Source organism: Microbacterium ulmi (assembly GCF_011759705.1).
GTDB lineage: Bacteria > Actinomycetota > Actinomycetes > Actinomycetales > Microbacteriaceae > Microbacterium > Microbacterium ulmi.
This window is the reverse complement of the sequence record NZ_JAAOZF010000001.1, coordinates 64,254-85,216: the sequence shown is the minus strand read 5'-3', so window position 1 is coordinate 85,216 and position 20,963 is coordinate 64,254. Positions and strand designations below refer to the sequence as shown.

The 20,963-nt window shown below is 71.2% G+C and carries 17 protein-coding genes; 8 read left to right on the top strand and 9 right to left on the bottom strand.

The window, feature by feature from the left end; genetic code table 11:
• Positions 1 to 6: 6 nt before the first annotated feature.
• Both FHS08_RS00435 and FHS08_RS00430 read right to left on the bottom strand, forming a co-directional pair.
• The gene (locus tag FHS08_RS00435) at positions 7 to 1,539 is read right to left on the bottom strand and encodes a sensor histidine kinase (RefSeq protein ID WP_341800273.1); all 1,533 of its coding nucleotides are present in this window, start codon (positions 1,537 to 1,539) and stop codon (positions 7 to 9) included.
• Positions 1,536 to 2,270, bottom strand: coding sequence for a response regulator transcription factor (locus FHS08_RS00430; RefSeq protein ID WP_167034448.1), 735 nt, complete (start codon positions 2,268 to 2,270; stop codon positions 1,536 to 1,538). Before FHS08_RS00430 ends, FHS08_RS00435 begins: the two co-directional genes overlap by 4 nt.
• Positions 2,271 to 2,451: 181 nt before the next feature.
• Between FHS08_RS00430 and FHS08_RS00425 the strand changes: the two genes are divergently transcribed.
• Together FHS08_RS00425 and FHS08_RS00420 are read left to right on the top strand one after the other, a co-directional pair.
• Positions 2,452 to 3,915, top strand: a complete 1,464-nt coding sequence (locus FHS08_RS00425; protein WP_167034446.1) for an ABC transporter permease — start codon at positions 2,452 to 2,454, stop codon at positions 3,913 to 3,915.
• A 52-nt stretch (positions 3,916 to 3,967) separates the two neighbouring features.
• Entirely contained in the window at positions 3,968 to 4,699 is a 732-nt protein-coding gene (locus FHS08_RS00420; RefSeq protein WP_170283168.1) for an ABC transporter ATP-binding protein, read from the top strand.
• Between the two features lie 85 nt (positions 4,700 to 4,784).
• Here the strand turns inward: FHS08_RS00420 and FHS08_RS00415 are convergent, their stop codons facing one another.
• Entirely contained in the window at positions 4,785 to 5,822 is a 1,038-nt protein-coding gene (locus FHS08_RS00415) for an SDR family oxidoreductase (RefSeq protein ID WP_167034444.1), read from the bottom strand.
• Between FHS08_RS00415 and FHS08_RS00410 the strand changes: the two genes are divergently transcribed.
• Positions 5,821 to 6,831, top strand: coding sequence for a magnesium and cobalt transport protein CorA (locus FHS08_RS00410; RefSeq protein ID WP_167034442.1), 1,011 nt, complete (start codon positions 5,821 to 5,823; stop codon positions 6,829 to 6,831). The two genes, FHS08_RS00415 and FHS08_RS00410, sit on opposite strands and share 2 nt — an antisense overlap.
• Positions 6,832 to 6,865: 34 nt before the next feature.
• Positions 6,866 to 8,206, top strand: coding sequence for an FAD-binding oxidoreductase (locus tag FHS08_RS00405; RefSeq protein ID WP_167034440.1), 1,341 nt, complete (start codon positions 6,866 to 6,868; stop codon positions 8,204 to 8,206).
• A 27-nt stretch (positions 8,207 to 8,233) separates the two neighbouring features.
• Here the strand turns inward: FHS08_RS00405 and gndA are convergent, their stop codons facing one another.
• Both gndA and FHS08_RS17030 read right to left on the bottom strand, forming a co-directional pair.
• Positions 8,234 to 9,691 (bottom strand): NADP-dependent phosphogluconate dehydrogenase, encoded by a 1,458-nt coding sequence (gndA, locus tag FHS08_RS00400; RefSeq protein ID WP_170283156.1) that lies wholly within the window; start codon positions 9,689 to 9,691, stop codon positions 8,234 to 8,236.
• A gap of 128 nt (positions 9,692 to 9,819) precedes the next feature.
• Positions 9,820 to 9,951: a hypothetical protein gene (locus FHS08_RS17030; RefSeq protein ID WP_279587794.1), complete on the bottom strand. Its 132-nt coding sequence runs from the start codon at positions 9,949 to 9,951 to the stop codon at positions 9,820 to 9,822.
• A gap of 363 nt (positions 9,952 to 10,314) precedes the next feature.
• On the opposite strand from FHS08_RS17030, the gene FHS08_RS00395 reads away from it, so the two are divergent.
• From FHS08_RS00395 to mfd, 3 genes are all read left to right on the top strand, one after another.
• Complete coding sequence (locus tag FHS08_RS00395; RefSeq protein WP_167034436.1) at positions 10,315 to 10,947, top strand: 50S ribosomal protein L25/general stress protein Ctc; 633 nt, start codon at positions 10,315 to 10,317, stop codon at positions 10,945 to 10,947.
• A gap of 86 nt (positions 10,948 to 11,033) precedes the next feature.
• Positions 11,034 to 11,618 (top strand): aminoacyl-tRNA hydrolase, encoded by a 585-nt coding sequence (gene pth, locus FHS08_RS00390; protein ID WP_167034434.1) that lies wholly within the window; start codon positions 11,034 to 11,036, stop codon positions 11,616 to 11,618.
• A gap of 112 nt (positions 11,619 to 11,730) precedes the next feature.
• The gene (mfd, locus tag FHS08_RS00385) at positions 11,731 to 15,354 is read left to right on the top strand and encodes a transcription-repair coupling factor (protein WP_167034432.1); all 3,624 of its coding nucleotides are present in this window, start codon (positions 11,731 to 11,733) and stop codon (positions 15,352 to 15,354) included.
• Here the strand turns inward: mfd and FHS08_RS00380 are convergent, their stop codons facing one another.
• From FHS08_RS00380 to FHS08_RS00365, 4 genes are read right to left on the bottom strand one after another with little or no spacing between them, the layout of a single operon-like run.
• Positions 15,355 to 16,830 (bottom strand): basic amino acid/polyamine antiporter, encoded by a 1,476-nt coding sequence (locus FHS08_RS00380; protein ID WP_424960780.1) that lies wholly within the window; start codon positions 16,828 to 16,830, stop codon positions 15,355 to 15,357.
• Between the two features lie 57 nt (positions 16,831 to 16,887).
• Entirely contained in the window at positions 16,888 to 17,118 is a 231-nt protein-coding gene (locus FHS08_RS00375) for a hypothetical protein (protein ID WP_167034430.1), read from the bottom strand.
• Between the two features lie 60 nt (positions 17,119 to 17,178).
• Positions 17,179 to 17,523 (bottom strand): glutaredoxin domain-containing protein, encoded by a 345-nt coding sequence (locus FHS08_RS00370; protein WP_167034428.1) that lies wholly within the window; start codon positions 17,521 to 17,523, stop codon positions 17,179 to 17,181.
• A 1-nt stretch (position 17,524) separates the two neighbouring features.
• A complete protein-coding gene (locus FHS08_RS00365; RefSeq protein WP_167034426.1) occupies positions 17,525 to 19,174 on the bottom strand; it encodes an amidohydrolase in 1,650 nt (549 codons plus the stop codon).
• A gap of 196 nt (positions 19,175 to 19,370) precedes the next feature.
• Between FHS08_RS00365 and FHS08_RS00360 the strand changes: the two genes are divergently transcribed.
• A complete protein-coding gene (locus FHS08_RS00360; RefSeq protein WP_167034424.1) occupies positions 19,371 to 20,948 on the top strand; it encodes an ABC transporter substrate-binding protein in 1,578 nt (525 codons plus the stop codon).
• The last annotated feature ends 15 nt before the right edge of the window (positions 20,949 to 20,963 follow it).

The window sequence follows — 20,963 nt, the reverse complement described above, 5'->3', positions numbered from 1 at the left end:
CCGAGGTCAGGACGCCGCCGGGTCTGCGGGGCGCGCAGGCAGCCGCACCTCGAACGTCGTGTCGCCCGGCGCGCTGTCGACCGTGATCGTGCCGCCGTGCGCGTCGACGATCGCCCGGACGATGGACAGCCCGAGGCCCGTGCCTCCCGTCTGCCGCGCGCGCGAGCGGTCGGCTCGCGAGAAGCGCTCGAAGAGCTCGTCCGCGACGGCGGGGTCGATGCCGGGGCCGTCGTCATGGACGCGCAGCACGGCATCCCTCCCCTCGAGGGCGACTGCGACCGTGACGGTCGATCCCGCGGGCGTGTGCGTGCGCGCGTTCGCGAGGAGGTTCGCGGCCACCTGATGCAGGCGCGTCGCATCGCCCGCCAGGAGGACGGGAGCCTCGCCGACGTCGAGCAGCCACTCGTGGTCTGGGCCGGCGGGCCGCGCATCGCCGACGGCCTCGACGGCGAGTCGCGTGAGGTCGACCGTGCCGTACACGAGCTCCTGGCCCTCGTCGAGGCGCGCGAGCAGCAGCAGGTCCTCGACGAGCTTGGTCATGCGCAGGGACTGCGCCTGGATGCGCTCGAGCGACTGCTCCGTCGTGTGCTCGGGGCCGCGCGCGGGCGACGAGGCGTCCGACGCCTGCCGCAGCGCCCGCAGCGACAGCTCGGAATACCCGCGGATCGAGGCGAGCGGGGTGCGCAGCTCATGACTCGCGTCGGCGACGAACCGCCGCATCCGCTCCTCGTTGCGCTGGCGCGCGTCCAGCGACGCGTCGATGTGGTCGAGCAGCGTGTTCAGCGCGTGTCCCACGCGGCCGATCTCGGTGCGGTCGTCGGCCTCTTCGCCGGGCACCCGCTCGTCGATCGACACCGCGCCCTCGGCCATCGGGAGCGCGGCGACGCGCGTCGCGGTGTCGGCGACGGCTCGGAGGGGTCTGAGCCCTGCGCGGATCACGAGCGCGATCGCCGCCCCCAGCAGCAGCAGTCCACCCGACGTGACGAGGAGCACCGTCGTGATCATCTGCGCGATCGTCGACTGCACCTCGGAGAGCGGAAGGCCGATGACGGCGGCGTAGTTCTGCGCCGCGTACGAGACGACGCGGTACTGTCCGAGCCCGTCGACGTCGACGGATGCCGAGCCCGTCGGCTGCACCGCGCCGATGACCTCCCTCACCTGGCTCGGAGTGAGGGCCTCCACGGCGCCGTTCGACGCCACGACGGCGCCCGACCGCGTGCCGGTCGACGACTGCGTCACCAGCAGCACGCCGGCGGGCTGGCGCCCCGTCGAGAGCACGTCGTAGGCCGTCACCTCGCCGGCGCCGGCGAACTGCAGCTGAAGGAGCGTCCTTCCCGTGTACTGCGCGGTCTGCGAGAGGCGAGCGTCCAGGTTGAACTGCAGCACCTGGCTGATGATCGCGCTCGTCGCGAGCGCGACGCCGACCAGGATCAGCGCGACGATGCCCGTGATGGTGACCATGAGCCGCGCCTGCAGGCTCCAGGGCCTGCGGCGAGGGGGGGCGGATGCCGCGGCATCCGTCGTCGTCGCGGACGTCACTGGGGTGCTTTGATCATGTAGCCGACGCCCCGCACCGTGTGGATGAGCGGCTCGCGGCCCTGGTCGATCTTCTTGCGCAGGTACGAGATGTAGAGCTCGACGACGGAGGAGCGCCCGCCGAAGTCGTAGTTCCAGACGCGGTCGAGGATCTGCGCCTTCGAGACGACGCGGCGCTGGTTGCGCATGAGGTAGCGCAGGAGCTCGAACTCGGTCGCCGTCAGGTCGATCTCGTCGCCCGCGCGGACGACCTCGTGACTGTCCTCGTTGAGGGAGAGATCGCCGACGCGCAGGATCGGCTCGGGGTCGTGCGCGAGCGCCGTCCCCGCACGGCGCATGAGCCCGCGCAGCCGCGCGACGACCTCTTCGAGGCTGAACGGCTTGGTGACGTAGTCGTCGCCGCCCGCCGTGAGACCCGCGACCCGGTCGGCGACGGAGTCCTTCGCGGTCAGGAACAGCACGGGCACGTCGCTCCCGGAGTGGCGCAGACGCTGCAGGACGGCCATGCCGTCGAGGTCGGGCATCATGATGTCGAGCACCATCGCGTCGGGGTCGAAGTCGCGGGCCGCCTGCAGCGCCTCGAAGCCCGATCCCGCCGTGCGCACGTCCCAGCCCTCCATGCGCAGCGCCATCGACAGCAGGTCCGTCAGCATCTGCTCGTCGTCGACGACGAGGACGCGCACGGCCGAGCCGTCGGGGCGCTGAAGGGCGGGGGAGGGAGCCGTGGCGGTCATGGCACCATTGTGCGCCGGTTCCTATGCGGTTCCTATGGAGGACGCTATGCGTCTTCTGTGAGCACGGGCGACGGATGCCGTGCGTCATAGCTCTCGCATAGAGGAGGCAGATCGTGCGCATCGCTACGCCGCCTACCGTCGTGTCGACTGGTCGGCGCGGCAGCCGGCCGAAAGGAGACCCATGTTCTGGACGTATCTTCGGCGCGAGCTGTCGGGCCGCAAGAAGCAGACGATCATCGTCGCCTCGGGCCTGGCGGTCGCGATCGCCCTCGTCATCGTCGTGAGCTCGCTCGCGACGGGCGTGCGCGACGCGCAGGCCCAGGCACTCGCGTCGGTGTACGGCGTCGGAACGGATCTGACCGTGACGGGCGCCCCGGCAGAGCCCGGCGCCGCCGGCCAGGGCGGCCGCCGCTTCGACTTCGGGCAGGACGACGGCGCGACGGCCGACGACGGAACCACGAACCTCAGCCAGTCCCGCCTCGTCACGGACTTCCTGCGCGGCACCCTCGACGCCTCGACGGTCGACACCGTCACGGGCCTCGACGGCGTCGCCGCGGCATCCGGCGCGCTGAGCCTGACGAACATGACGTTCTCCGGCGAGCTCCCAGAGCGTCCGGCGGAGGGCGCCGAGGGCGACGCGGGTCGCGCAGCCCCGCCCGACGGCCAGGGCGGCGGCTTCGGAGGGGGCTCGTTCGACCTCGACTCGTTCACGGTGCTGGGCATCGACCCCGCCGCGACCGCCGTAGGACCGCTCTCCGCGGTCGCCCTCAGCGACGGCCGCGGTCTCGACGCCGATGACACGGGCAAGGACGTCGCCGTCCTGGACGCGGCCTACGCGTCCAGCTCGGGCCTCGCGGTCGGCGGCACGATCGACGTCGGCGGCACATCGGTCGAGATCGTCGGCATCGTGGCCTCGGCCTCCAGCGACGCGGACACGGCGGCCGACGTCTATCTCCCCCTCGACGTCGCTCAGGCGATCTCCGGCGCGGGCGAGGTCATCTCGACGGTGTACGTGCAGGCAGAGTCCGCGAGCGGCATCTCAGACGTGGAGTCCGCCCTGCAGGAGGCGCTCCCCGACGCGACCGTCAGCTCGCAGTCCCAGCTCGCCTCGACCGTGTCGGGATCCCTCTCGAGCGCCTCGTCGCTCATCTCGAGCCTCGGCACGTGGCTGTCGATCATCGTGCTCGCGGTCGCGCTCGCCCTCGCCGTGCTGTTCACGATCTCGGGTGTCTCCCGGCGCACGCGGGAGTTCGGCACGCTCAAGGCGATCGGCTGGTCGAACGGCCGCGTCGTCGGACAGGTCGCGGGCGAGTCCGTCGTCCAGGGCCTCATCGGCGGAGCCGTCGGCCTCGTGATCGGCCTCGCGGGCATCTGGGTCGTCAACCTCGTCTCGCCGACCATCTCGACGGCTGCGACGACGCTGGGCGGCCCCGGTGCCACCGGGAGCGGGGGCTTCGCGGGCCGGGGCCTCGCGAGCCCGTTCCCGCAGGCGGCTGAGGATGTCGTCCTCCACGCGCCCCTCACGATCTGGGTCGTCGTCGCGGCGGTCGGCCTCTCGATCGCGGGCGGGCTCGTCGCCGGCGCATTCGGCGGCTGGCGCGCAGCGCGGCTCAGCCCCGCCGAAGCCCTCCGCTCGGTCGGCTGATCGCATGGACCGGCCGCCGCTCACCGACACACCCACGACAGGAGACGAGAACATGACCCTCATCGATCCCGAAGCGACGGCGCAGGCGCCGTCCGATGCGTCCGCCGAGCCGATCTTCCGGCTCAGCGGCGTGACCCGCACCTACCGGCAGAAGGGGCGCATCGTCAGAGCCCTCGCCGGCGTGGACGTCGAGATCGCGACGGGGGACTTCGTCGCGATCCAGGGACCCACGGGCGGTGGGAAGTCGACCTTCCTGCAACTGCTCGGGGCGCTCGATCGCCCTTCGACGGGTGCCGTGCTGTTCGACGGCGCCGACATCGCGAAGGCGTCGGGCGCCGAGCTCGGACGCCTCCGTGCGAAACAGATCGGGTTCGTCTTCCAGGGTTTCAACCTCATCCCGACGCTCACGGCGCACGAGAACGTCGACATGGCCCTCGAGCCCCTCGGCCTCGCGAAGGGCGAGCGCTCCGCGCGCGTCCTCGAGGCCCTCGCGCACGTGGGCCTCGAGGATCGCGCCGACCATCGTCCCGGCGAGCTGTCAGGAGGTCAGCAGCAGCGGGTCGCGATCGCGCGTGCGATCGTCAAGCGCCCGCGCGTGCTCCTCGCCGACGAGCCCACGGGCAACCTCGACGAGAGCATGCGCGACGAGATCCTCGCCCTCCTGGAGAGGCTCAACGCCGAGGGGCTCACGCTCGTCGTCGTCACGCACGACTCGGCGGTCGCGAAGCGCGCACGGCGGCGCCTCCGGCTCGACAAGGGAACCGTGCGCGACCTCGCGCGCTGAGCCCGCGTGCTGAGCCTGGCCGCGGACCCGCACGAGCTGCGCGGAGCCGGCCGGATGCCTCGGCGCGGGGCCTCCTCGGCTCGCGTCAGGCCCCGGCCGCCTGCGCGTAGGCGACGATCCGGTCGAACAGGGCGTCGTCGCGGTCGCCCTGCTTCTGGGCCTCGGGGTGCGCGTCGTACCAGGAGAGGATGCGCCGCGCGCCCTCGTCGAATGTGATCGTCGTGCGGAACTCGGGCACGAGCCGCGTGAGCTTGGACGTGTCGAAGACGACCGAGTTCGCCTTGTCGCCGATGAGACCGGGACCGAGCTCGGGGTCGAACGCCGCGATCGCCTCGGACGAGACATGCACGAGCACGGGGTCCGGCACGCCCGCGGCATCCGCGAGCCAGCGGTAGATCTGGTCCCACGTGGGAGCGTGCGTCCCCGTGATCGTGAAGGCCTCGCCGATCGCGGCGGGGTTGGCGAGCAGCCCCGCGAAGCCGACGGCGAAGTCGTCCGCGTGCGTGATGGTCCATTGGGTCGTGCCGTCGCCGTGCACGACGACGGGCCTCCCAGCGCGCATGCGCGCGATATCGGTCCAACGGCCGAGCGTCGGGATCTTCGTGTCGTCGTACGTGTGCGACGGGCGCACGATCGTCACGGGGAACCCGCGGTCGCGGAACGCGCCCACGAGCAGGTCCTCGCACGCGATCTTGTCGCGAGAGTACTGCCAGAACGGATTGCGCAGCGGGGTCGACTCCGTGATGGGCAGGAGCTTGGGCGGCTTCTCGTACGCGGATGCCGAGCTGATGTACACGTACTGCCCGACGCGCCCGTCGAACAGGTCGAGGTCGCTCTGCACGTGTGCGGGGACGAACGCGACGAAGTCGGCGACGACGTCGAACTCGTCGCCGCCCAGCGCCGCCCGCACCGACGCCGGATCCCGGACGTCCGCGACGATCTCGCGGACGCCGTCCGGCAGCTCGCGCGACGCCGAGCCGCGATTGAGGACCGTCACGTCGTGCCCGATGGCGACCGAGCGTGCGACGCAGGCCGCGCTGATGACGCCGGTGCCGCCGATGTAGAGGATGCGTGCCACGTGACTGAGACTAGCGTCGCCGCCGCGTCCTAGGGTTGCTCGCATGGCTGTCATCGGCTCGCAGGTCTACGTCGGCGGACGACGCGTCGAGGGCGGGATGCCGCCCCTCGAGGCGATCGCGGAGGCGAGACGGCAGGGCGGATTCGCGTGGATCAGCCTCACGCGTCCCGCCGTCGACGATCTCGCGGCCCTCTCGGACCCGCTCGGACTCCACCCCATCGCGGTCCGCGAGAGCGTGCGGGGGCATCAGCGCGGCAAGCTCGAGCTGTTCGGCGACTCGGTCTATCTCGTCCTCCAGCCGGCGACGTACGACGACGCCGCCGAGACGGTCGAGTGCTCCGAGGTCGACATCTTCGCGGGCAAGGACTTCATCGTGTCGGTGATCGACGACGGGTTCGTCGACGCCGGCGCCGTCCGCGACGAGCTGGAGCGGCATCCCGAGCTGCTCGCTCGCGGCACCGCTGCGGTCGTGTGGGCCGTCTTCGAGGCCGTCGTCACGGGATACGCGCCCGTGCTGTCCGGCGTCGAGAACGATATCGACGAGATCGAGGAGCAGCTGTTCACGGAGGCGCCCGAGGTCTCGCAGCGGGTGTTCTCCCTGCAGCGCGACGTCATCGACCTGCACCACGCGACCATCTCGCTCGCCGACATGGCCGACAGGCTCCAGGCTCACGTGCAGTCGCGCATCGGCCAGGACGTGCCGGCGTTCCGCGAGCTGAGCGAGCTGTCGCGCCAGGTCACGGACCGCGTCGACGCGTTCAGGACGACCCTCGCATCGGCGCTCGCCGTCCACTCCACGATGGTCGAGCAGCGCAACAACGAGGAGATGAGGCGGATGACGGAGCAGGGCCTGCAGCAGAACGACCAGGTGAAGAAGATCTCGTCCTGGGCCGCGATCGGGCTTGCGCCCACCGTCATCACGGGCGTGTACGGCATGAACTTCCGCTACATGCCCGAGCTCGAGTGGCCGTGGGGCTATGCCTTCGCCCTCGGTCTCATGGCCGCGGTGTCCGTGACGCTCTACGTCGTGTTCAAGAGGAACGACTGGCTGTAGCCCGCGTGTCGGTGCCCCGCAGTACCGTGCCGTCATGGACATCACCTCGCTCCGTTCCGCCGTCACAGGTCCCGTCCTCTCCGCGGAGGACGCAGGATGGGATGCTGCGCGCCTCTCGCGCGCGGGGCTGGGCGCCCCCGACGTCATCGTGCACGTGTCCTCCGTCGACGACGTATGTGCGGCCGTCAGGTTCGCCGCGGCCTCCCGTCGACCCGCCGTGCTGCGCAGCGGCGGACACAGCGCGTGGTGCACGCTCGACGACGGCATCCTGATCGACCTCTCTGGGCTCGACGCCATCACGATCCTCGACGACCCCGCGGGGGGAGCCGTCGTGAGCGTGGGCGGGGGAGCGCACTGGGGGGCGGTCGCGCGAGCGCTCGCGCCACGCGGTCTCGCGATCAGCTCCGGCGACACGGCGTCGGTCGGCGTCGGCGGGCTGACGCTCGGCGGCGGGATCGGCTGGATGGTGCGAGCGTGGGGGCTCGCCGCCGACCAGTTGATCGGGGCGCAGCTGGTCACGGCCGAAGGAGACGTCGTCGAGGCGTCGGCGCACGAGCACCCCGAGCTGTTCTGGGCGCTGCGCGGAGGAGGGGGGAACTTCGGCGTCGTCACGCGGTTCGACTTCCACGCGCATGCGATTCCGGGCATCGTCTGGGCCCGGCTGGGCGTCGACGGCGACGCGAGACCTGTCCTCGCGGCTCTGCGCGACCTGATGGCCGACGCCCCGCGCGCACTGACCGTGACCTACATGCACGTCCCCGCGATGGACCCGAGCGCGCCGGCCGGCGCGTCGATCTCGGCCGTCTGGATCGGCGACGACCCCGGCGCGCTCCGCGCGGCGCTCTCACCGATCCTGGCCCTCGACGGGGTGACGGAGCACGAGCTGCGCATCCGCGAGTACCCCGGCATCCTGCTCGAGCCTCCGCTGCCCGACCCGGCGGCTCCGCTGCCCGGCTTCATCGGCGGCAACACGCTCGTGGTCGACCTCGACGAGTCGCTCATAGACGGCCTTGTCGCGTTCCGCGAGGCGAGTCCCGCGACGGTCCTCTTCCTGCGTTCTCTGGGCGGGGCGTACGGAGATCTCGCGCAAGACGAGACGCCGTTCCCGGCACGGGGTGCGACGTGGTTCGCGATGGCGGGGGGATTCGACATCCCGGGAGCGGTCGACGATGCGGAGCGCGCACGGCTCGAGAGTGCGTGGGACGCCATCGAGGCGCGCGGTGCGGGCGTGTACGGCAACTTCTCGACGACCGTCGATCCCGCCTTCGCCGCGCGGATGTACCCGCCCGAGACGATGGCACGGCTGGCAGCCGTGAAGCGGCGGTGGGATCCGCGCAACCTGTTCTCGCGAAACCACAACGTGGCACCCGTCTGACGAGGGCGCGTCCGCGACACGCAGAGGTCAGTGGGTGTCTTCCGCCTCGACCTCGGTGCGGTCGCCCGACCACAGCGTGTGGAACGTGCCGGGCTTGTCGATGCGCTTGTACGTGTGGGCCCCGAAGAAGTCGCGCTGGCCCTGGATGAGGGCGGCCGGCAGGCGCTCGGCGCGCAGGCCGTCGTAGTACGCGAGCGACGACGAGAACGCGGGGGCGGGGATGCCGGCGGTCGCCGCGTACACGACCGTGCGGCGCCACGCCGCCTGCGCGCGGCCGAGGGCCTCGACGAAGTACGGGGCGGTGAGGAGCACCGGCAGGCCCGGCTCGGCGTCGTAGGCGTCGGCGATGCGGTTGAGGAACTGCGCGCGGATGATGCAGCCGCCGCGCCAGATCTTCGACACCGCGCCCAGGTCGATGTCCCAGCCGTAGTGCGCAGCACCGGCTCGGATCTCGTCGAAGCCCTGCGAGTAGGCGACGATCTTCGACGCGAACAGCGCCAGGCGCACGTTCTCGATGAACGCGTCGGCGTCGCGGACGGGGGGCACGGCGTCGGCGTCGTGCCAGCCGGGCAGCTCGCCCGACACCTCGCGCTGCTCCGGGTGGCTCGACAGCGACCGGGCGAACACCGCCTCGGCGATGCCCGACACGGGAACGCCCAGGTCGATCGCGGTCTGCACCGTCCAGCCGCCCGTTCCCTTGGCGCCTGCCTGGTCGACGATGACGTCGACGAGCGGCTCGCCGGTGGCGGCATCCACCTGCCGGAGCACTTCGGCCGTGATCTCGATGAGGTAGGACTCGAGCTCGCCGCGGTTCCACTCGGCGAAGACGTCGGCGATCTCGGCGGGGGACTTGCCCGTGCCGCGGCGGATCAGGTCGTACGCCTCGGCGATGAGCTGCATGTCGGCGTACTCGATGCCGTTGTGCACCATCTTGACGAAGTGGCCCGCGCCGTCGTGGCCGACGTGCGTGACGCACGGCTCGCCCTCGGCGACCGCGGCGATGCTCTTGAGGATCGGCCCGAGCGTCGCCCACGACTCGTCGGGGCCGCCGGGCATGAGCGAGGGCCCGAGGAGGGCGCCCTCCTCGCCGCCCGAGACGCCCATGCCGACGAAGTTGACGCCCGTCTCGCGGACGGCCTTCTCGCGGCGGATCGTGTCGGTGAACAGGGCGTTGCCGCCGTCGACGATGATGTCGCCCGGCTCGAAGACGCGCAGGAGCTCGTCGATGACCGCATCCGTCCCCGCGCCGGCCTTGACCATGATGATCGCGGTGCGCGGCTTCTGCAGCGCGGCGGCGAACTCCTCGTACGAGGACGTCGGGACGAATCCGGCCTCGGGGTGCTCGGTGACGAGCTCGTCCGTCTTGGCGTACGTCCGGTTGAACACGGCGACCGTGTTGCCCTCGCGGCTGGCGAGGTTGCGGGCCAGATTCGAACCCATCACCGCCAAGCCGACGACGCCGATGTTTGCAGCCTGCTCGGTCACGCGCACTCCTCAAGACGCTGGAAAAGGGGGTCCCGACCAGCCTACGGTTTCGCGCGGCGATGCGATGTGCGGGCCGTCACAAGACGGTGCGAGAACTTCGTGCGTTTCGTGCGACTTGCGTGCGCTCGTCAGTCCTTGCGGTACGCCTGGCGGCCCATCGACCAGAAGGCGACGACCGTGCCGACGACCCCCGCCGCCGCGATGAGCCCGATGAGCCCGAGGATCAGGTCCGAGGTGAGCTGGGCGTCGAGTCCGAACATGTGGTCCTCCGGGCGGGAAATGGGGCGGCGTCCGTCGTGTCTCGCGTCCGCTCGTGCGGGCGGTGGCCTGGCGCGCCTCACGCGAGATGTCCGCGTCCTCATCGTAGCGGGGCCGCTGCCTCTTCCGTCGTGGAGAAGTCTCCGCGAGGGCTGTCTCATGCTCGTCGGCGGCAGCGCCGCCCCCTGGTAGACTTGAGGACTGAACTTCGGCGAGGGATGCCGCGCGTGCAGCGAGACATCCGTGATCGACGCGGTGAAGCAGGCTCCACGGCTTTCCTCACGCGCTCGCGTTCGAGTCGAATCCAGACCACACACATCCGGGCCCTGCTCCTTCAGGGTCCAGCGCCCGCAAGGAGAACCACCATGTCCACGGAAACCGACACCAAGGTCCACGCCGAGCCCCGCGAGAACTTCGGCAAGGGCTACGCGCGCCGCCTGCGCGCCGCCGGCCAGATCCCCGCCGTCATCTACGGCCACGGCGCAGCTCCCCAGCACGTCGCGCTGCCCGGGCACCAGATCGCGCTGCTCATCCGCCGCGCCAACGTCGTGCTCGAGCTCGACATCAACGGCAAGCAGCAGCTGACGCTCGTCAAGGACGTCCAGAAGGACCCCGTGCGCCAGATCATCGAGCACATCGACCTCCTCGTCGTCAAGAAGGGCGAGAAGGTCCAGGTCGACGTCCCCGTCGTCCTCACGGGCGAGTCCGCGGCGGGCACCATCGCGAACCTCGACGCCGTGAGCATCGCGCTCGAGGTCGAGGCGACGCACATCCCCGAGAACATCGAGGTCTCCGTCGAGGGACTCGAGGACGGCACGCACATCACGGCCGCCGACCTCCCGCTTCCCAAGGGCGCGGTCCTCATCGCCGACCCCGAGACGCTCATCGTCGCGATCGCCGTGCCCTCCTCGGCCCTCGCGGCCGAAGACGAGATCGCCGATGCCGACGCCGCCGTCGCCGCTGTCCAGGCGGAGGCCTCGGAGGAGGCCGCCGAGTAGTCGGCGGTCGTCGAACACGACTCGACTGCGCGTGAGGGGGTGCGGCATGCCGCACCCCCTCACGCGCAGAGAGCAGGATGTGAGACATGGCTGAGACCTGGCTGGTCGTCGGACTGGGAAACCCCGGGCCGCGCTACGAGCTGACGCGCCACAACGTGGGCCAGCTCGTCCTGGACGAGCTCGCCGCCCGGCGCGGAGAGTCGTTCAAGGCGCACAAGGCGAACGCGCGGGTCGTGGAGACGTGGCTGCGGCCGGGCGGCGCGAAGCTCGTCCTCGCCAAGCCGAACTCGTTCATGAACATCTCGGGCGGACCCGTCTCCGGCCTCGCGAAGTTCTACGGCGTCGAGCCCGACCATGTCGTCGTCGTTCACGACGAGCTCGACATCCCGTTCGACACGATCAAGCTCAAGGTCGGCGGGGGGCACGGCGGCCACAACGGAGTGCGCGACGTCGCGAAGGCGCTCGGCACGGCGGAGTTCCCTCGAGTGCGCGTCGGCATCGGACGCCCTCCGGGCAGGCAGGACCCCGCCGACTGGGTGCTCGATCCGTTCGGCGCGGCCGAGCGCCAGAACCTCGGCATCCTCGTCGGCGATGCGGCGGATGCCGTCGAGCAGCTCGTCGCAGAGGGCCTGCTCGCGGCGCAGCAGAGGCATCACGCGCCGCGGATCTGACGAGGCGCCGCGACGCGCTCCGCGCTGCCTCCGCCGTCGTCGGCGCTGTCCCGGAGGGTGCTCCGGGGTGCGCGGCCCGGCGAGTGTCGTGCGACCGCCGTAGACTCGTTCGGTGACAGTTCCCGGGATCGTGCGCGCCCTCGAGCAGGCTGAGTCGTTTCGGGACGCCGTCGCCGCGGCATCCGTCGATGCGGACTTCTCGCTCGTCGAAGGGCTCGACGCCCCCGCTCTCGCGGCGCTCGTGGAGCGTCGGCGCGCCGCAGGACGCCCCGCCGCGCTCCTGGTCGTGGCTCCGACCGGACGCCGCACCGAGTCGCTCGCTCCCGCGATCGCCGCCCTTCTTCCCGGCGCCCAGGTGCTGCACTTCCCCGCGTGGGAGACGCTGCCGCACGAGCGGCTCAGCCCGAGTCCCGAGATCGTGGGCCGGCGGCTCGACACGCTGCGGCGCATCGCGACGTGGAACGGGGACACGCCGCTCGTCGTGCTCGCGTCGGTCAGGGCGGCGCTGCAGCCGCTGACCGCGGGCCTGGCGGCGGCGGAGCCCGTGCACCTCGTCGTCGGCGGGCGAGGGCACGACCTGGGGCCCGTGGCGGAGCGGCTCGTCGAGCTCGCGTATTCGCGCGTCGACATGGTGTCGCGCCGCGGCGAGTTCGCGGTGCGCGGCGGCATCCTCGACGTGTTCCCGCCGATCGCCGACCACCCGTACCGTGTGGAGTTCTTCGGCGACGAGGTCGACCAGATCCGCGCGTTCTCGGTCGCGGATCAGCGCTCCCTTCCCGGCGAGGTGCACGAAGTCGAGCTCGTGCCGAGCCGCGAGCTGCTGCTCACGAGCGGCGTGCGCGAGCGCGCGCGGCAGCTGAAGGACGAGTTCCCCGGGCTGCGGGGCATGCTCGAGAAGATGGCGGAGGGCATCCCCGTCGAGGGGATGGAGTCGCTCACGCCCGCTCTCGTGGAGCGGCTCGTGACGATCGTCGACTACCTCCCCGAGAGCGCGGCCGTCGCGCTCGTCGACCCCGAGCGAGCGGTCGCGCGTGCGCTCACGCTCGGCGAGACCAATCGCGAGTTCCTCGAGGCCGCGTGGAGCGCCGCGACGTCGGGCGCGCAGGCTCCGATCGACCTCGGCGCGGGAGACTTCGTGACGCTCCCCGCGCTGCGCGAGGCCGCCCACGCGCGCGGCGGCGTGTGGTGGACGCTGTCGAGCTTCGACTCGGGCCATGCGGATGCCGCGGCCGCGGGCCTGCTCTCGGACGACGTCGACGTGGCGCTGCAGGCCGCGGCGGCCGTGCGGATCGCGGCATCCCCCGTCCCGTCGTTCCATGGCAACGTCGACGGCGCGACCGAGCACGTCGCGACGCTCCTCACAGACGGCTGGCGGGTGGTCGTCGCGGCGTCGGGCGCGGGCCTCGTCGACCGCGCGCGCGACGTGCTCGCCGAGCGCGGGATCGCGGCGCGCAAGGTCGACGCGGTCCTCGACGCGCCCGAGCCCGGCGTCGCGCACGTCGTCGCGGCGACCCTCGAACGCGGCTTCCAGTCGACAGACGCCAGGCTCGCGGTCCTCACCGAGGCCGAGTTCTACGGCCGCACGATCGGCAGCGACTCCCGCGTCGTCAAGAAGCTCGCCTCGCGCAGGCGCAACGTCGTCGACCCGCTGCAGCTCAAGGCGGGCGACTACGTCGTGCATGCGACGCACGGCATCGGCAGGTTCGTCGAGCTGACGCAGCGCGAAGTCTCCAGCGGCGGCCGCAACGCCGTCAAGAGCGTGCGCGAGTACCTCGTGCTGGAGTACGCCCCGTCCAAGCGCGGGTACCCGGGCGACAAGCTCTTCGTCCCCACCGACCAGCTCGACCTCCTGTCGAAGTACGTCGGGGGAGAGTCTCCGGCGCTCTCGAAGATGGGCGGCAGCGACTGGGCGGCCGCGAAGGGCAAGGCGCGCAAGGCCGTCCGCGACATCGCCGTCGAGCTCGTCAAGCTCTATTCGGCGCGCATGGCCGCGAAGGGGCATGCGTTCGGACCCGACACGCCGTGGCAGCGCGAGCTCGAGGAGGCGTTCCCGTTCGCCGAGACGCCCGATCAGCTGCAGACGATCGAAGAGATCAAGGCCGACATGGAGAAGCCCATCCCGATGGACCGGCTGCTGTCGGGCGACGTCGGCTTCGGCAAGACGGAGGTCGCCGTGCGCGCCGCGTTCAAGGCGATCCAGGACGGCAAGCAGGTCGCGATGCTCGTGCCGACGACCCTTCTGGTCAAGCAGCATCTGGAGACGTTCACCGAGCGCTTCGCGGGCTTCCCCGTCAAGGTCAAGGCGCTCTCGCGCTTCCAGACCGACAAGGAGGCCAGAGACACCCTCGCCGGACTGACCGACGGCACCGTCGACATGGTCATCGGGACGCACCGCATCCTCACCGAGAAGGTGCTCTTCAAAGACCTCGGCCTGCTCATCATCGACGAGGAGCAGCGATTCGGCGTGGAGCACAAAGACCAGCTCAAGAAGCTCAAGACGAACGTCGACATCCTCGCGATGAGCGCGACCCCCATCCCGCGCACGCTCGAGATGGCCGTCACCGGCATCCGCGAGATGTCGACGCTCGCGACTCCTCCGGAGGACAGGCATCCGATCCTCTCCTACGTGGGCCCGCGCAACGACAAGCAGATCGCGGCCGCGATCCGGCGGGAGCTCCTCCGCGAGGGCCAGGTCTTCTACGTGCACAACCGGGTGCAGTCGATCCAGCGCGTCGCGGCGGAGCTGGCGGAGCTGATCCCCGAGGCGCGGGTCGCCGTCGCGCACGGGCAGATGGGCGAGAACGCGCTCGAGCACGTCGTCGACGACTTCTGGGAGCGCAGAGCCGACGTCCTCGTCTGCACGACGATCGTCGAGACGGGCCTGGACATCTCCAACGCCAACACGATCATCATCGACCGCGCCGACAAGTACGGACTCTCGCAGCTGCACCAGCTCCGCGGACGCGTCGGCCGTGCGCGCGAGCGCGCGTACGCGTACTTCCTCTACGACGAGCAGAAGCCCCTGTCCGAGACGGCGGCAGACCGGCTCGAGACGATCGCGGTGAACAACGACCTCGGCAGCGGCATGCAGGTCGCGCTGAAAGACCTCGAGATCCGCGGTGCGGGCAACCTCCTGGGTGCCGAGCAGGCCGGGCACATCGCGGGCGTCGGCTTCGACCTCTACCTGCGGATGATCGGCGAGGCCGTCGCGACGTTCCGCGGAGAGGATGTCGAGGGTCCGACGGAGCTCCGGCTCGAGCTGCCCGTGCAGGCGCGCATCCCCGAGAGCTACATCGACAGCGAGCGGCTGCGTCTCGAGGCGTACCAGAAGCTGTCGGCGGCGGCATCCGTCGTGGCGAAGGACGATGCGCTCGATCTCGTGATCGAAGAGCTCCGCGACCGGTACGGCGAGCCGCCGGCCGACGTCGAGGGACTCCTCACCGTGGCCCGCCTGCGCCGGCGTGCCGCGCAGGCCGGCCTCGCCGATGTCGTCGCGATGGGACCGAACCTGCGGATCGCCCCCGCGCACCTGGCCGACTCGATGCGGGTGCGCGTGCAGCGGCTCTACCCCAAGGCGAAGCTTCTCGCTGGGGGCGACGCGCTCGTCGTCCCGCTGCCGACCGCGGGCGGCGAACCCATCGGGGACGCGGGCCTGATCGCGTGGGTCGCGCAGCTCCTCGACCAGCTGTGGCCGGCGCCGAAGGCGGATGCCGCGGCATCCGCCTCGTCCGCCTGATCAGGCGGTCAGCCAGCCCGCCGACAGCCCCACGATGCCCGTGACGGCGCCGGCGAGCACGACCGCGAAGACGATCCATTCGATCGGGGTGAAGGTGCGGGCTCGCTGCTCGCGCCGGCCCATCACATACAGGATCGTCGCAGGGGCGAGCACGATGCAGGCCAGCAGCAGATAGGTGACATCGGCGCCGATCAACAGGAACGCCGTGTATGCGGTCGCCGAGATCGCCGTCGCGATCTCGGCCGTGCGACGCCCCGTCGAGACGGAAGCCTCCGAGCGCGACAGCGTGAGCTTGAGCGCGTAGGCGGCCGTGAGGAAGAAGGGCACGAGGATGAGCGAGCTCGTCAGCGACAGCGACGTGTTGAACGCGTCGTACGAGAAGATCGTCACGACGAGCATGACCTGCACGAGCAGTGTCGACATCGCGAGCGACGCGATCGGCACGTCGTGCGCGTTCGTGCGGCGGAGGAACAGCGGCAGGTCTCCCTGACGCGCGGCCGCGAGGAGCACCTCGGCGGCCATCATCGTCCACGCCAGGTATGCACCGAGGATCGAGACGATCAGGCCGACCCCGATCAGGACGGCCCCCCATGTGCCGACCGCGGCTTCGAGCACACCGCCCATCGAGGGCTGGCGCAGCTCGGCGATCTGATCCATGGGGAGGATGCCGTACGAGACGATCGTGACCGACGCGAAGATCGAGAGCACGGCGAGGAAGCCCAGCACCGTCGCGCGGCCCACGTCTCTGCGCGAGCGCGCGTGTCGCGAGTAGACGCTCGCGCCCTCGACGCCGATGAAGGCGAACACTGTGACGAGCATCGTCGTGCGCACCTGGTCGAACAGAGACCCGGCATAGTCGGCGCCGCCCCAGTTGGCTGCGAACACGTCGGGCTTGAAGGCGAAGATGCACAGGAGGATGAAGACGAGGATCGGCACGACCTTCGCGATCGTGACGACTCGGTTCAGCGCGGCTGCCTCGCGTGCGCCCCGACGGATGAGGAAGAAGAAGATCCACAGGCCGACCGATGACAGAGCGACCGCGAGCACGGTGTCGCCCTTGCCGAGGCCGGGGAAGATCGCGCCGAGCGTCGTCATGATGAAGACCCAGTAGAAGACGTTGCCGGCGCACGCGCTCGCCCAGTACCCGAAGGCGGCGAGGAACCCGGGGTAGTCGCCGAACCCGGCCTTCGCATACGCGTACACACCGGCGTCGAGGTCGGGCTTGCGCGCCGCGAGGAACTGGAACACGAACGCGAGCATGAGCATCCCGCCGCCCGCGATCGCCCACGCGATCAGCGTTCCTGCGACGCCCGTGCTGGCGGCGAACTGGGCCGGGAGCGAGAAGACGCCCGCGCCCACCATCGATCCGACGACCATGCCCGAGAGCGTGAGCCGTGACACCGTCGCGGCGCGGAGAGGGGTTGTCGGCGTCCCTGTCGAGGCGACCTGCCGCCCGGATTCGTCGCTGGACGTCACACGCCGAATCTAGGGGCGCCTCCGGGCCGGGGCAAGGGTGGCCGCCCTCGCCCGGGGTCAGCTTCGCGTGCGCCGCACCCACGCCCGCATCGTCGCGGGAAACCGCGTCACGACCGCGACGGCATCGCCCATGCGCCGCTGAACCGTGCGATCGCTGACCCGCATCGCCGCGCCGAGCTCGGCGCTGACTTCGCGCAGGGGCAGGTCGGCGTCCCGGACCCTCCGGCCGGACTGCCGCCGCTGCGCGATGCGATCCGTCACGAGGTCGACGGCATCCGCGAGCAGCACCGCTTCGCGCGCCTGCAGCGCCGCTCCAGCCCCACTCGCGACGCGCCATCGGGAGGTCGGCTACCCAGACCTCGATGTGGTGGATGCCTGGCATGCGAGCGTCGCACCCGAACGTGACGCCGAGGCCGGAGGAACGGACGCGAGCGTCGCCTGCACGACGGCGAGCGAGGGATTGACCAGCGCCTGCCCGTCCGGGAAGACGACGGTCGGGATCAGCCAGTCGCCGCCGTTGACGTGTGCGGCGATGCGTTCCGCGGCGGGATCCTGCTCGATCTGGACCTCGCGGTATCCGACGCCCGCGCGCGCGAGCTGGCCCTTCAGCCTCGTGCAGTGGCCGCACCACTCGGCGGAGAAGACGGTCACCTCGCCGGCGGCGGGGAGGTACGGGGTGATGTCGTCTGCCATGTCAGATCCTTTCGAGGGCGGAGTGGACGGTCGTGCCGGCCACGATCGTCTCCACGACGCGCGAGCGGGAGATCTCGTTCGCGGGCCGTGCGAACGGGTCCCGATCCAGCACGACGAGGTCGGCGCGCAGGCCCGCCGCGAGCGTGCCCGCGTCGGCGTCGCCGTGCACGTGTGCGGATCCGGCCGTGTAGGCGGTCCAGATCCGCTCGAGCGTGACCGCCTGCTCCGGGGTCAGCGGCTCCGCGGGATCCACGATGTACTGCCGGGTCACCGCGACCTGCATCCCCTCGAGCGGGTTCGCCGACGACACGGGCCAGTCCGACCCTCCCGCGAGCCGTGCGCCGGCCGCCACGAGGTCGTGGAACGGATACTGGCGGTCGCGGAGCGATTCGTGCAGGAACGGGAGCGTGAGCTCGGTGAGCTGCGCCTCCGCGTTGGCCCACAGCGGCTGCAGGTTCGCGGTGGCATCGAGCTGCGCGAACCGGGGTGCGTCCTGGACGCGGACCATCTGCAGGTGCGCGAGGTGATGCCTGTTCCCGCGGTCGCCGTTCGTCGCTCGCGCGTGGGCGACGGCATCCAGCGCCTCGGTCACGGCGCGGTCGCCGAGCGCGTGGAAATGGGCCTGGAAGTCGTTCTCGTCCAGGAGGCGCACGATCTCCCGCAGCCGGTCCGCGGGGATGAACGAATGGCCGGTGTTGCCCGTCGCACAGCCGTGCGCGTCGAGGTAGGGGCGACTGACGGCTGCCGTGAAGTTCTCGGCGACACCGTCGACCATGAGCTTGACGGTGCTCGCGCGCACCCGCCCGCCGCGGGCGTGGACGCGCTCGCGACGGGCGATGAGCTCGTCCAGCTGCTCGAGCCCGCGATCGCGGTCCCACCACAGCGACAGCGACGCGTGCGCGCGCAGCTCGCCGGCCGCGTCCGCGTCGAGGTAGGCCTCCAGCACGTCCACGCCGTTCGCGTCGACGTCGACGCGCGCGTCCTGCCAGCCCGTGATGCCGAGCGAGAACGCCAGCGCCTGCCCGCGGAGCAGCCCATCGCGCAGTCCGTCCCGCGTCGTGGCGGGTGCCAGGGCGTTCACGAGGTCCGCCGCCGCCTCGTGCAGGGTCCCGCTCGGCGAGCCGTCGAGATCGCGCTCGATCCGCCCGCCCACCGGATCGGGCGTCTCGGCGGTGATCCCCGCCGCGCGCAGGGCGGCCGAGTTGACCCAGTAGCCGTGATGATCCCGGTTCGCGAGGCTCACGGGCCGGTCGGGTTCGATCGAGTCCAGGAGCCCGGCGCGGGGCGTGCCTCCGGGAAAGAGGTCCATCGCCCACCCGCCGCCGACGATCCAGTCGAGCTGAGGGTGGGCGGCCGCGTAGGCGCGGATCGCCGCGATCACCTCGTCGACGGTCGTCGCGGCGGAGAGGTCGCACAGTCCGGCCTCGACGCCGCCGATCGTCGGGTGGAAGTGCGCGTCGACGAAGCCGGGGGAGACGAGCCCGCCGCCGAGCTCGGTGACGATCGTCTCGGCATCCGCCTCGGCGCGAAGCACGCCTTCCGGCAGGACCGCGTCGATCCGGTCACCGCGGATGCGCACGCCCCAGCCCGGGATGCTGCCCGCGCCCTCGCGGAAGATCGCTCCGCCCACGAAGATGCGGGTGACGGGCATGCGGGCGCCTCCAGGGATCGGGCAGGGGATGCTCGACATCCTCCCGCGGGTGACGTCCGAGTCGGGCCTCGACGTCGCAACAATCGGAAACGCGCGGCGAGCGGCTCCCGACAGAAATGTTACGTTCTGATGCACCCCACTCGAGCCCACGCGATCGCCCGAACGCGCGCACTCCCACCTCCCCTGGAGCTTCAGAATGACTCTGTCTCGTCGCGCCCTCGCGCGCTCCGCCGCCGTCCTTGCCGCCTCGGCGATGGCCATCGCCCTGTCCGGCTGCGCGGCCTCCGGCGACGCAGGAGCCGCGGGCGCCGCGGCGTCCGACGACCTCGTCGTCGCGGTGGCCGACTCGATCACCAACCTCTACCCGGGCGTCGAGGCGGGCGTCGTGAACTACTGGATCGCGGCGGCCGCCGCCGAGGGCCTGGTCACGGTCGACGAGACCGGCGCTCTCGCGCCCGCGCTCGCCACCAGCTGGGAGCAGGCCGACCCGACGACGTACGTCTACGAGATCGATCCCGACGCGCACTTCCAGGACGGCCAGCCGGTCGAGGTCGCCGACATCCTCGCGAGCATCGAGGCGGCCCGCGACCCCGAGATCTCGCCGAGCTTCATCACGTGGGGCAGCGTCGACACGGTCGAGCAGACCGGCGACTGGGAGATCACGATCCGCCTGACCCAGCCGGACGCGGGCTTCGCCTACGGGCCCAGCTCGTCGGCCGGGCTGTTCGTCTTCCCCGCCGAGTACTGGCAGGGGTCCGTGGGGACCGCCGACGCGCTGCCGGTGGGGACGGGGCCGTACCGGATCACGGCGTTCACGCCCGACTCGTCGATCGAGTTCACGCGATCCGATCAGTGGGACGGCGATGCGGTCGACTTCGACACGCTGACGGTCGAGATCATCCCGGATGCCGACACCCGGCGCCTCGCCGTCGCCTCCGGCGAGGTCGACCTGTCCCTCGCCGTGCCGATCCAGCAGCTCGGCGACTGGGAGGGCGCGGACGGCGTCGAGGTCACGGTCGTGCCGAACCGTTCGTACACCGGCATCGACTTCGACCTCTCGGTGGCGCCGTTCGACGACAAGGACGTCCGCGATGCGATCGCCTACTCGTTCGATCGCGAGTCGGTCGTCGAGAAGGTGCTCGGCGGTCACGCCGAGGTCGCGACCTCGCTCCTGACGCCGGAGCAGTTGGAGTCCGTCTACTCGAAGGATGAGGCTCGCGCGAGGCTGGCCGAGCTGCCGACGTACGGATTCGACCTCAAGAAGGCGGCGGCCGCGCTCGCGGCGAGCGACTCCCCCGACGGGTTCACGGCGGAGCTGGTCTACCCCGACTCGATCTCCGAGCTGGGCCTGTCGGCGGAGCTGCTCAAGCAGAACCTGGCGGAGATCGGCATCACGCTCGAGACGCGGTCGGTGACCATGAGCGAGTGGTTCTCGACGATGGGAGACCGCGAGCACGGCATCGGGTTCATGTCCTACAGCTCGACGACGGCCGACCCCGGCGAGCTCAGCTCGTGGTTCCTCGGCGCCGAGAACCCGGCGAGCCTCGCCTCCGCCGACATCGACGCGGCCATGTCCGCGGCGCGGGCCTCCACGTCGCAGGAGGAGCAGGTCACGCACCTCATCGAGGCCAACCGTCTGCAGAACGAGGCGAACGCGTACGCGCCGCTGTGGTGGGGCGAGCAGGCCATCGCCACCGACGGCACGGTCGGGTTCGACACCTTCACGTCGTTCGTCCTGTACGGCACCTGGCCGACGCAGCTGCACAGGAAGTGACGTCCGCGCCGCATC